Annotated in this window: 10 protein-coding genes; 3 read left to right on the top strand and 7 right to left on the bottom strand. The window is 41.7% G+C overall.

All coding sequences use genetic code 11. The annotated features are described in order from the left end of the window. Positions 1-41: 41 nt before the first annotated feature. The gene (locus HMPREF2837_RS08085; protein WP_075230830.1) at positions 42-1433 is read right to left on the bottom strand and encodes a Cof-type HAD-IIB family hydrolase; all 1392 of its coding nucleotides are present in this window, start codon (positions 1431-1433) and stop codon (positions 42-44) included. A 65-nt stretch (positions 1434-1498) separates the two neighbouring features. On the opposite strand from HMPREF2837_RS08085, the gene HMPREF2837_RS08080 reads away from it, so the two are divergent. Beyond that, positions 1499-2461 carry an asparaginase gene (locus HMPREF2837_RS08080; RefSeq protein ID WP_075230829.1) on the top strand — a complete coding sequence of 321 codons (963 nt, stop codon included), beginning with the start codon at positions 1499-1501 and terminating at the stop codon, positions 2459-2461. 304 nt (positions 2462-2765) lie between these two features. Here HMPREF2837_RS08080 and ccpA read toward each other — a convergent pair whose 3' ends face one another. Next, the gene (gene ccpA / locus HMPREF2837_RS08075; RefSeq protein ID WP_049503580.1) at positions 2766-3773 is read right to left on the bottom strand and encodes a catabolite control protein A; all 1008 of its coding nucleotides are present in this window, start codon (positions 3771-3773) and stop codon (positions 2766-2768) included. Positions 3774-3978: 205 nt separating this feature from the next. Between ccpA and HMPREF2837_RS08070 the strand changes: the two genes are divergently transcribed. Next, a complete protein-coding gene (locus tag HMPREF2837_RS08070; RefSeq protein ID WP_060955265.1) occupies positions 3979-4296 on the top strand; it encodes a DUF960 domain-containing protein in 318 nt (105 codons plus the stop codon). Positions 4297-4338: 42 nt separating this feature from the next. Here the strand turns inward: HMPREF2837_RS08070 and folK are convergent, their stop codons facing one another. From folK to HMPREF2837_RS08045, 5 genes are all read right to left on the bottom strand, one after another. Beyond that, positions 4339-5151, bottom strand: coding sequence for a 2-amino-4-hydroxy-6-hydroxymethyldihydropteridine diphosphokinase (gene folK / locus HMPREF2837_RS08065; RefSeq protein WP_049549059.1), 813 nt, complete (start codon positions 5149-5151; stop codon positions 4339-4341). 158 nt (positions 5152-5309) lie between these two features. Then, entirely contained in the window at positions 5310-5864 is a 555-nt protein-coding gene (gene folE / locus HMPREF2837_RS08060) for a GTP cyclohydrolase I FolE (RefSeq protein WP_000380927.1), read from the bottom strand. A 1-nt stretch (position 5865) separates the two neighbouring features. Continuing rightward, entirely contained in the window at positions 5866-7164 is a 1299-nt protein-coding gene (locus tag HMPREF2837_RS08055; protein ID WP_075230828.1) for a bifunctional folylpolyglutamate synthase/dihydrofolate synthase, read from the bottom strand. Between the two features lies 1 nt (position 7165). Further along, entirely contained in the window at positions 7166-8119 is a 954-nt protein-coding gene (gene folP, locus HMPREF2837_RS08050; RefSeq protein WP_075230827.1) for a dihydropteroate synthase, read from the bottom strand. Positions 8120-8253: 134 nt separating this feature from the next. Further along, the gene (locus tag HMPREF2837_RS08045) at positions 8254-9453 is read right to left on the bottom strand and encodes a phosphoglycerate kinase (RefSeq protein WP_001096781.1); all 1200 of its coding nucleotides are present in this window, start codon (positions 9451-9453) and stop codon (positions 8254-8256) included. Positions 9454-9597: 144 nt separating this feature from the next. Between HMPREF2837_RS08045 and HMPREF2837_RS08040 the strand changes: the two genes are divergently transcribed. After that, complete coding sequence (locus HMPREF2837_RS08040) at positions 9598-10305, top strand: hypothetical protein (protein WP_239665536.1); 708 nt, start codon at positions 9598-9600, stop codon at positions 10303-10305. Positions 10306-10437 lie beyond the last annotated feature (132 nt).

Here is a 10437-nt window from a genome sequence, read left to right as displayed (position 1 = left end):
CATCAACCCACTACAGTTGACAAAGAGCCCTTTTCTATCGCCTATTTCTTATCGGCTCTTTCCTTGTGGCGTTCATAGGCCTTTATCTGACGCTCAATTTCCTTTTTAATGGCTGGTTCTGGAGCATATCTCTCCTCCCAGTCATCTGGTTTTAGGATTTTGTGAGTAACTGGATCAAAATGAGCTTTTCCATCGGGAAACATTTTACCCATATTGGCTTGATGGACAATATCAAAAATCCTTTCTGGATCCACTCCCATCAAAACAAAGCTACCATAGGTGAAATACAAGGTATCAATTAAGGCATCTACTTGCCCTATCAAATCTTGTTGAGCAGGTGTCTTCTTGACTACTTTCTCTGCTGCTTGATCCAATGCTTGGTGTAACTGTCCAACTGCCCGTTCGAAGTCTTCTTCAGAAGAGCTAGCAGCTCGAACAAACTCGACCAGTTCTTCTATCTTAAATCCCGCTCTATGGGTGGCACCTTCTAAATCCCAAGCCTTTGGTTCTTCCTGAGTTCGTTCATCCATCATGTGGTGGAAGGTCTTGACCTTATTGAAATGATAGTCACGGCTGACAAAGACTTTCTCTGAAGCCAAAACACCAAAGTGTTCCAAGGCCTTGTGAATCCCATCTTGCTGGTTGCTGGTTGTGATATGCTTCGCCACTTCCTTGACACTGCTACTACCATTGCCCATAGCAACTGACATCCCAACACCCGCCAACATTTCTAGGTCATTATCCGAATCACCAAAGGCCATGACTTGATTGAGATCAAAACCATACTCTTTTCCGACTCGGCGAATGCCTTCTAACTTGGAATTTCCTTGGTTGATGACATCGGCTGCAAAAGGATTACTACGAGTTAATTTCAAGTCTTTAAAATCAGCTGCTGCTTTCTCAGATTCTTCTGGCGTCATTAGCATCAAAACTTGATAAATGGGCTGATTCATCAACTGAAGCAAGTCTTCTTCCTTCTGAGGAACAACCTTACTCACCATTCGATTAAAGGAATGACTAACTGTACGAGTCAACATAGAGGGGATAAAACGACTCACCCTTTGAGAAAAAGAACCTAGGCCAAAAGACATGATTTTCGAACCCAGCATGGCATCCTTGGTCCCTAGAGCAATCTCCTTGCCCTCTTTTTTGGCATAGGTGATCAACTGCCGTAAATGAGACTTGGAAAGAGGACTTGTAAACAAAACTCTGTCTTTATTAAAGATATATTGGCCGTTATAGGTTATGGCAAAATCCAGATCTAAATCTTCCATTAAATCCTTAACAAAAAAAGGTCCTCGCCCTGTCGCTACTCCAACAAGCACCCCCTGTTCCTTCACAATCTTAATCGCGTCCTTAGTGGATTTCAAAACACTCTTGCGATCGTTGACTAGTGTTCCATCGATATCAAAAAAAACAGCTTTGACTTCCATCCTACCTCATTCTCCCCTTTTGTGATACAATGATTATACCACATTTCAGAAAGAGTGAGTAAATCATGCCTAAGAAAATCCTTGTTTTACATACGGGTGGTACTATTTCCATGCAAGCCGATGACTCTGGCGCTGTTGTAACTAGCCAAGAAAACCCTATGAATCATGTATCCAATCCACTTGAAGGAGTTGAAGTCCACGCCCTCGACTTTTTTAATCTGCCAAGTCCCCATATTAAACCCAAGCATATGCTGGCCCTCTATCAAAAAATCAAAGAGGAGTCTGATCATTATGACGGTTTCGTAGTTACACATGGGACAGATACCTTGGAGGAAACTGCCTATTTCCTCGATACCATGGAGGTTCCTCACAAACCGATCGTACTAACAGGGGCCATGCGTAGTTCCAACGAACTCGGAAGCGATGGTGTCTACAATTATCTCAGTGCCCTACGCGTAGCGAGTGACGATAAGGCTGCTGATAAGGGTGTCTTGGTCGTGATGAATGATGAAATCCACGCTGCTAAGTATGTGACCAAGACGCATACGACAAATGTTAGTACCTTTCAAACGCCGACCCACGGCCCTCTTGGGCTCATCATGAAACACGAGATTCTCTACTTCAAAACAGCTGAACCCCGTGTTCGTTTTGACCTTGATAGGATCCATGGCTTGGTTCCAATTATTCCAGTCTATGCTGGCATGACAGAAGAACTCCTTGATTTGCTTCCTGTTGACCAGCTAGATGGTCTTATTATCCAGGCCTTTGGTGCTGGAAATGTCCCCAAGGAAACATCACAAAAATTGAACGCCCTTATTCAAGAAGGACTCCCAATCGCCTTGGTTTCTCGTTGTTTTAACGGGATTGCTGAACCTGTTTATGCCTATGAAGGGGGTGGCGTTTGTCTACAAAATGCTGGTATCTTCTTTGTCAAAGAGCTAAACGCTCAAAAGGCCCGTCTCAAACTCCTCATTGCTATCAATGCTGGCCTTACAGGGGATGAATTACGAGCCTATATGGAAGGATAATACTCTTCGAAAATCAAATTCAAACCTCGTCAACGTCGCCTTGCCGTAGGTATGGTTACTGACTTCATCAGTCTTATCTACAACCTCAAAGCAGTGCTTTGAGCATCTTGCGGCTAGTTTCCTAGTTTGCTCTTTGATTTTCATTGAGTATAAAAAAGTCGGTGAGATAGAAATTACTAGATCAAGTCTTGTTTTCTAGTTCACTCCGAGAGCTTCCAACCACCAACTTAATGCTTGAACCATTGACCAAAAAGTTTTTACTACTAAAAAGCGAGGTCGGGATTTTTATCCCGACCTCTTCTGGTTAATCTTTACGAGTTGAATGACGTTCTACCAAACCATGTGGCAAAAGAACTTCACGCTCTTCTAACTCTTCCTTATGCATAATCTTCGTCAACATACGCATACTAATAGCACCAAGATCATACAAAGGTTGCGCAATGGTGGTTAGGTTTGGACGAGTATAGCGCGCGATTTGTGAATCATCACTGGTGATAATTTCAAAGTCTTCCGGTACAGAAACTCCCTTGTCAGCAAGTCCGTTCAAAACACCTGCCGCTAATTCATCACCTGTTACAATCGCTGCTGTTGCTTTAGAAGAAATCAAGCGTTCTGCCAAGGCATAACCATCATCATAACGGTATTTTGATTCAAAAACAAGACCTTCACTGTAGTTAATTCCCGCTTCTTTCAAAGCATCTTTGTAACCAGCCAAGCGAATCTTGCCATTAATATCATCCACTAATGGTCCACTAACGAAGGCAATTTTTTTATTTCGTTTCAAGAGATGGCGGACTGCATCAACAGTAGCATGTTTATAGTCAATATTGACACTTGGAAGTTGGTGTTCTATGTCCACTGTTCCTGCAAGAACCACAGGTGTGCGTGAGCGTGAAAACTCTGAGCGAATCTTCTCAGTTAAATGATAACCCATGAAGATAACGCCATCCACCTGTTTAGAAAAGAGAGTATTGACCACAGATACTTCCTTTTCATCATCCTCATCACTGTTAGCAAGGACGATGTTGTATTTGTACATTTCCGCGATATCGTCAATCCCTTTAGCAAGGGTAGAGAAATAAGTGTTTGTGATATCTGGAATAACAACTCCAACTGTTGTTGTTTTCTTGCTTGCTAGACCACGAGCTACTGCATTAGGGCGGTAGTCAAGGCGATCAATGACCTCTAGAACTTTCTTACGGGTGTTTTCCTTGACATTCTTATTGCCATTGACAACACGACTGACAGTCGCCATTGACACTCCCGCTTCTCGGGCAACGTCATAAATTGTTACTGTATCATCTGTGTTCATTCCGTTTCCTTTCTACTTTGAAAATTTTGTTTTCATGATTCTACTGTTCTCATTTTACCACTAATTGTAAGCATTTTCAAGCATTTGATGAAGATTCGTTGAAAAAATTTCAAAATCATTCCCATCTTTTTAAAGGTAGTTGACTTTTCTTGATTTTTCTAGCAGTTTGCAGTATGATAATAAAAAAATCAATTAGGAGATAGGGATGGCTTTTACAGATTCTCATAGACGATGCGCTAGTTTCGGTGTAGTGACCAATTTACCCGACGATGTTATCGATTCAATCTGGTATATAATCGATCATTTTTTAAAGCATGTTTTTGATCTAGAAGATGAATTGGAATTTCGGCTTTTGAATAATGAAGGCTCCATCACTTTTCGTTTTTCTAGTCAACATCTTCCAACAACGATTGACTTTGACTTCAACCATCCCTTTGACCCACTCTATCCACCTAAAGTTCTGGTGCTAGATATGGATGGGAAGGAAACCATTCTCCTACCAGAAGAAAATGACCTATTTTAAAAACTCTAGCTTCCCCTATCTACTTAGGAAACTAGAGTTTTCTTATTTTTTCAATTCTTGATACAAGTGACGAATTGGTTGTTTCAGTATTGGATGGATGAAATGCGGAGCTATTTCTTGGAGTGATTCTAGGACAAAGAGGCGTTCAGCAATATAAGGATGAGGCAAGATGAGATCGTCTGTATAGATGATCTGGTCCTCTACAAAAAGCAAATCCAGGTCAATCAAGCGAGGTCCCCAATGAACCTCTCTAACCCGTCCCATCTCTGATTCAATCTCTAACAAGGTTTCTAACAAGATTGGAGCTGGCAACCAGGTTTCCACTTCAATGACTTGATTGGCAAAGCTATCCTGCTCCACACCACCCCAAGGCTCGGTCGTCAAGACACTAGACTCTTTGAGAATGTGGATGCCACGAGCTTGCATTTGGTCAATAGCTTGCTTGAGATTAGCCGCCTTATCCCCCATATTGCTTCCTAAAGCGATAAAGGCACGCTGTTTGCGACGGTGGATGGTTACTGAACAAGTATCCAGCGGTAGATGGATAGGTGCCCAAGGTTTTTTTAGTTCCAGCTCAATCTCTTGAACGAGAGGGTAGGTTTCAAAAGTACGCTCTACTAGTTTGTAGGCTACTGTTTCAATCAAGTCCTCAGTATTTTCCTGAAACCATGTCGTCCATTTCTGGCAAAGTTCTCCGTAATGTACAGAAGCAGTTAAATCCAAGTCTGTCGCAGCCTTGGTCATATCATAGGATAGGGTGGCTGAAACGACAAACTTCTGCCCCAGTTCCTTCTCACTAGGAAAGAGTCCATGAAAGGCGAAAATTTCTAGGTCTTTAATTCGCAGTTGATCCATAACTAGTCCTTTCTAGAAAAATCCGCCCAAAGCGGATTCTTTTTATACTCAATGAAAATCAAAGTGCAAACTAGGAAGCTAGCCGCAGGCTGCTCAAGACACTGTTTTGAGGTTGCAGATGGACGCTGACGTGGTTTGAATTTGATTTTCGAAGAGTATTATAGTCCCATTAAACGATAAGCCTGATCTCGAAGGTCCTTATCTGTTTCAAATAGACCACGAGCTACTGTCGTCAAGGTTGCAGTGCCTGGTTTTCTGACACCACGCATGCTCATACACATATGTTCCGCCTCAATGACAACAAAGGCTCCTTTAGCACCTAGATACTCCATCAAGGCATCGGCCACTTCGATATTCAAACGTTCTTGAATTTGTGGTTTTTTCGAATAAACTTCAACCGTACGGGCCAGCTTAGACAAACCTGCTACACGGCCATCTGGAATATAGGCAATATGCGCTCTACCATAAAATGGCAAGAAGTGGTGTTCACACATGGTATGGAAAAAGATATCCTTTTCTACCACCATATTATCGTCGATAATCTCAAAGGATTTTGACAGGTGCTCTTCAGCAGTTTGCCCAAGACCTGAAAAAATCTCTTGGTACATACGAGCGACACGGGCAGGTGTTTCCTGCAAACCTTCGCGATTTGCATCCTCACCAACTGCCTCGATAATCATTTTTACAGCTTCTTCAATCTTTTGTGTATCCATTCTAATTTTTCCTCTCCATTAGGTAGGCTCTCACTTGGGCTAAAAAGTATAATGAGCCCGTGATAATCCTAACTGTTTTTTTCTCTTCATTTTCTGATAATTTTTTGTCTAGAAATTCCTGCCAACTTTGGTAGTTGAGATTTCTAGAATCAGCCATCTCTTTCAAGACTTTTTCATCCGTCGCCCGACTATCCTCAAAATGAGTTAGTGTAATCTTAGTATTGGACAAAGTTTCTAGCAAGTCCAACATATCCTCCAAGGCCTTGGTTTTGATACAAGTAAAGAGGATTTCCTTCTGATAGTCCGTAAAGCGTTCTTTCAAAGTAGCCAACAAGGCCTTGATAGCATGAGGATTGTGTGCTCCATCCAAAATCATCAAGGGTTCTCTAGAAACAACTTCCAAGCGCCCAGGCCAGCTTGTTTCTTCCAAAGCTTGAGCCACTAAAGCATTATCTGGCAATTCTTGACCAGTCTCTTTGCAATAGCTATCTAACAAGGCCAGCGCCATCCCTGCATTCTCTATCTGGTGCAAACCAAGCAATCCTGTTTGGAAACGACCTTGTCTGACTGAGCTTGAATAATCAAAGATTTCGCCCGTCTCCACACTCTCATGATGGCTAACTTGATAATCTTCCCCATAAGCAAGCCTAGAAGCTTGTTTCGCTTTCACAATCTGGTCGATAACCGACAAGGCTTCTGGAGCAATGTGACCTGTTACCAAGGGAATACCTTGTTTGATAATACCAGCTTTCTGCTCTGCTATGGCTTCCAGGCTGTCACCAAGTAGGGCTACATGGTCCAGTCCAATAGTCGTAATTCCTGTTAAAATTGGCTGGCAGACATTGGTACTATCCAAAAGTCCACCCATGCCCACTTCCATGATAGCCACATCTACTTGCTCTGCGGCAAAGTAGTCATAGGCTATGGCTGTTATAATCTCAAATTCTGTCGTTCCTTGCAAGGCTTGATCATACTCTCCTTCAAGTAGTGAACGATAATCCGCCATCAAGGACTCTAATCTCGCTTCTGGGATAGATTCCCCATTAATGACAATCTGATCGGTATAATGAATCAGATAAGGAGAGCTAAAGACACCAACTCTTAGCCCCATCTTTTCCAACAGATTCTTCAAAAAAGCTATAGTAGAGCCCTTTCCATTGGTTCCACCAATATGGATGACCTTGAGTTTGAGATGGGGATTGCCACGCAAAGCTAACAGTTCCACCATTCGTTCCAATCCAAAATGCGGCTGGTCCGTCCGATAGTGAGCAATCCACTGATTGTTTTCAAATTCTTTCATCTTATTTATATTGTTTTAAATCTAAATTTTCCGCTTCATCAGCCAGACGAATAGCGGAGGCAATTTCAACTGCCATCCTGTGACTAGCTACGTCATGCACTCGTACCACTTCTACCCCCTGTCTCGCAGCGATACTGGTTACATGAGCAGAGGCCGTGTCCCGATTAAGGAAACCAAGTTCTGTCTCAGGATTGACTTCAAAACCATTCTCCTCTAGGATATTGATGACAAACCGCTTGCGCGACACTCCAAGAAAGATTGGATAACCTTTCTGATGTAGTTTATCCAAGTCCCGTAAAAGAATCAGATTTTCTTTCTTGGTCAGACCAAAGCCGATTCCTAGATCCAACAGGATATTTTCTTGTGCGATTCCAGCTTCGTCCGCTCTCGATAGGGCTCTGTCAAAGAAAGCCTCCATCAAGTCTTCAATTGGCATTTTTTCAAAGTCAGCTAACTCTTTTTCTGTAAAGGTTTGACCAAAACCAAAATGAGGGAAGATGAGCGAGCTAGGGTGCTGAGGTCGCGCCATGACTGGATTAAACATAATGACTACTTTCGCACCAGCCTTAGCAACCACATGGGCCATTTTCTCATCACCCATAAGACCAGTGATATCATTGACTATATTGGCACCAGCATCCAAAGCAGCTTCTGCTACCTGACTTTTCCAAGTATCAATAGAGATGAGGACATCACTTTCCTTGCGAATCGCTTTAATCACTGTAACAACACGCTGGATTTCCTCTTCTATCTCAACAACATAGCTACTGCCCGGGCGAGTTGATTCTCCACCGATATCTAAGATAGTGGCTCCTTCAGATATCAATTTTCGAGCCTGCTTCAAAGCTTCCTCAACAGCAAAAAACTGGCCTCCATCAGAAAAAGAATCTGGGGTGACATTGATAATACCACAAATAGCTGTTTTTGTAAGATTGTCTCTTTTTTTCACGTTCATCACTCAAATTTCATTTAGATTGGTATTCCTCTATTTTACTGTTTTTTTTGGATTCTGTCCAATTATCCCTCGGTACTCCCATACTTTAAAAGAACGCAAAAAAAGGAGAAGCTGAGTTCTCCTTTTTTATATTCTTATTTTTCAGTCAAAGCTGCAAGTCCTGGAAGAACTTTACCTTCAAGAAGTTCCATTGATGCTCCACCACCAGTAGAGATCCATGAGAACTTGTCTGCACGACCAAGGTTGATAGCTGCGGCAGCTGAGTCACCACCACCGATGATTGATTTAACGCCTGGTTGTTTCACGATAGCGTCCATGACACCGATTGTACCAGCTTGGAAGTCTGGGTTTTCAAATACACCCATAGGTCCGTTCCATACAACTGTTTTCGCACCAGTCAAAGCTTCGTCAAATTTAGCGATAGATTTTGGACCGATGTCAAGACCAAGGAAACCTGGGTCAACTGCTTCACCTTCAGTGTCTTTCACTTCAGTGTAGTCAGCAAATGCGTTCGCTTCTTTCGAGTCAACTGGCAAGATCAATTTGCCGTTTGCTTTTTCAAGAAGAGCTTTCGCAACATCCAATTTATCTTCTTCTACAAGTGAGTTACCGATTTCGATACCTTGTGCTTTGTAGAATGTATAAGTCATCCCACCACCGATAAGAACTTTATCAGCTTTTTCAAGCAAGTTTTCGATAACACCGATCTTGTCTGAAACTTTTGAACCACCAAGGATAGCCACGAATGGACGTTCTGGAGCTTCAACAGCTTCTTGGATGTATGCAATTTCGTTTTCAAGAAGGAATCCAGCAACTGCTTTTTCAACGTTTGCTGAGATACCAACGTTAGATGCGTGTGCACGGTGAGCAGTACCGAATGCATCGTTTACGAAGATACCATCTCCAAGTGATGCCCAGTATTTACCAAGTTCAGGATCGTTTTTAGATTCTTTCTTACCGTCAACATCTTCAAAACGAGTGTTTTCAACCAAAAGAACTTGTCCATCTTCAAGAGCGTTGATAGCTGCTTCCAATTCAGCACCACGAGTTACACCTGGAAGGAAAGTAACTTCTTGACCCAATTTAGCAGCCAAGTCAGCAGCTACAGGAGCAAGTGATTTACCAGCTTTGTCTGCTTCTTCTTTTACACGTCCAAGGTGAGAGAAGAGAATTGCACGTCCACCTTGTTCAAGGATGTACTTGATAGTTGGAAGAGCTGCAGTGATACGGTTGTCGTTAGTAATCACGCCATCTTTTACAGGAACGTTGAAGTCAACACGAACGAGAACTTTTTTCCCTTTCAACTCAACGTCTTTAACAGTCAATTTTGCCATTTGGAAAGACTCCTTAATTTTTTTTACGTGTTAATTATATCACAAAATCAATAAAAGAGATAGCAAAACCTTAAACTTTTCCAGTTCTTTATTGCCCTTTATTTCTTATTGTTTTATAATAAAAAATAAGATAAGGAGTTCTAAATGATGAAAAATACTCTAACAGATAAGCAAAAAGAGGCAGATTCAGACCTCAATATCATTGCCATTTTGACAATTCTTTCGTTTATAGGATACATCCTTTTCCAAAAACAAATACTTGATTTCTCTCACCAAACAGAGTTTCCCGTCTGGACTCGTCTTCTTTTTCTCGCAACTCTCCAGTTTTGTGTTGCTGGATTGGGGACTAGCGTGGTAATGATTCGAAGAAAAGAAAGCTGGAAACAATATGGTTTGCTAGCTAAACACTTCCTCCCAACCCTCATTCAGACGGCTACTCTCTGTCTCCCCTTACTTCTTTTTCTCATCAGTAGAGGGCAGATTCATTCCTATATCCCCTTTCAATCCATCCTCTTAACCAGAGAAGTTCTGGCAAGTTCTTTTCCGACAAATATCTTGGGTTTCCTCCTTATTGGACTTATCTGGGGATTCTGGGAAGGTTTTAATTATGTTGTCATTGCAAACAAAATTAACTGTCGCTTTCCATCACATCAGACTTGTCTTGATTACGGAGCCTTGACTTGTGCTCTTATCTGTCTGATGATTCATGGGATGATTAGCTTTCATCTCCATGCCATTTTAGAGGCTTTGTCTGTTTTTATCTTGATTTATGGTATGCTCGTCATTCAAAAGAGAACAGGCAACGCTTGGGGTTGTATTTTTATCTTCCTATTCATTTGGAACGCATTTTAACCCCCAAACAAGATTTTCACTTCTTAAACTCAAAAAAAGATTTGACTCTATTATGAATCAAATCTTTCTTTTTATTTCTAAGAAGTTACATTAAGCAAAGTTATAGTCAATTGAAACAAGAACAAGACAAAA

The organism is Streptococcus sp. HMSC071D03 (assembly GCF_001812125.1).
Taxonomy (GTDB): Bacteria; Bacillota; Bacilli; order Lactobacillales; family Streptococcaceae; genus Streptococcus; species Streptococcus pseudopneumoniae_N.
This window is presented reverse-complemented; position numbering and strand designations above follow the sequence as displayed.

Excerpts from the sequence above, each read along its gene's own strand:
- HMPREF2837_RS08040 (WP_239665536.1), top strand. The coding sequence starts at position 9,598 with ATGATGAAAAATACTCTAACAGATAAGCAAAAAGAGGCAGATTCAGAC.
- ccpA (WP_049503580.1), bottom strand. The coding sequence starts at position 3,773 with ATGAACACAGATGATACAGTAACAATTTATGACGTTGCCCGAGAAGCG.
- HMPREF2837_RS08055 (WP_075230828.1), bottom strand. The coding sequence starts at position 7,164 with ATGAAAGAATTTGAAAACAATCAGTGGATTGCTCACTATCGGACGGAC.
- folK (WP_049549059.1), bottom strand. The coding sequence starts at position 5,151 with ATGGATCAACTGCGAATTAAAGACCTAGAAATTTTCGCCTTTCATGGA.
- folE (WP_000380927.1), bottom strand. The coding sequence starts at position 5,864 with ATGGATACACAAAAGATTGAAGAAGCTGTAAAAATGATTATCGAGGCA.
- HMPREF2837_RS08080 (WP_075230829.1), top strand. The coding sequence starts at position 1,499 with ATGCCTAAGAAAATCCTTGTTTTACATACGGGTGGTACTATTTCCATG.
- folP (WP_075230827.1), bottom strand. The coding sequence starts at position 8,119 with ATGAACGTGAAAAAAAGAGACAATCTTACAAAAACAGCTATTTGTGGT.
- HMPREF2837_RS08070 (WP_060955265.1), top strand. The coding sequence starts at position 3,979 with ATGGCTTTTACAGATTCTCATAGACGATGCGCTAGTTTCGGTGTAGTG.
- HMPREF2837_RS08045 (WP_001096781.1), bottom strand. The coding sequence starts at position 9,453 with ATGGCAAAATTGACTGTTAAAGACGTTGAGTTGAAAGGGAAAAAAGTT.
- HMPREF2837_RS08085 (WP_075230830.1), bottom strand. The coding sequence starts at position 1,433 with ATGGAAGTCAAAGCTGTTTTTTTTGATATCGATGGAACACTAGTCAAC.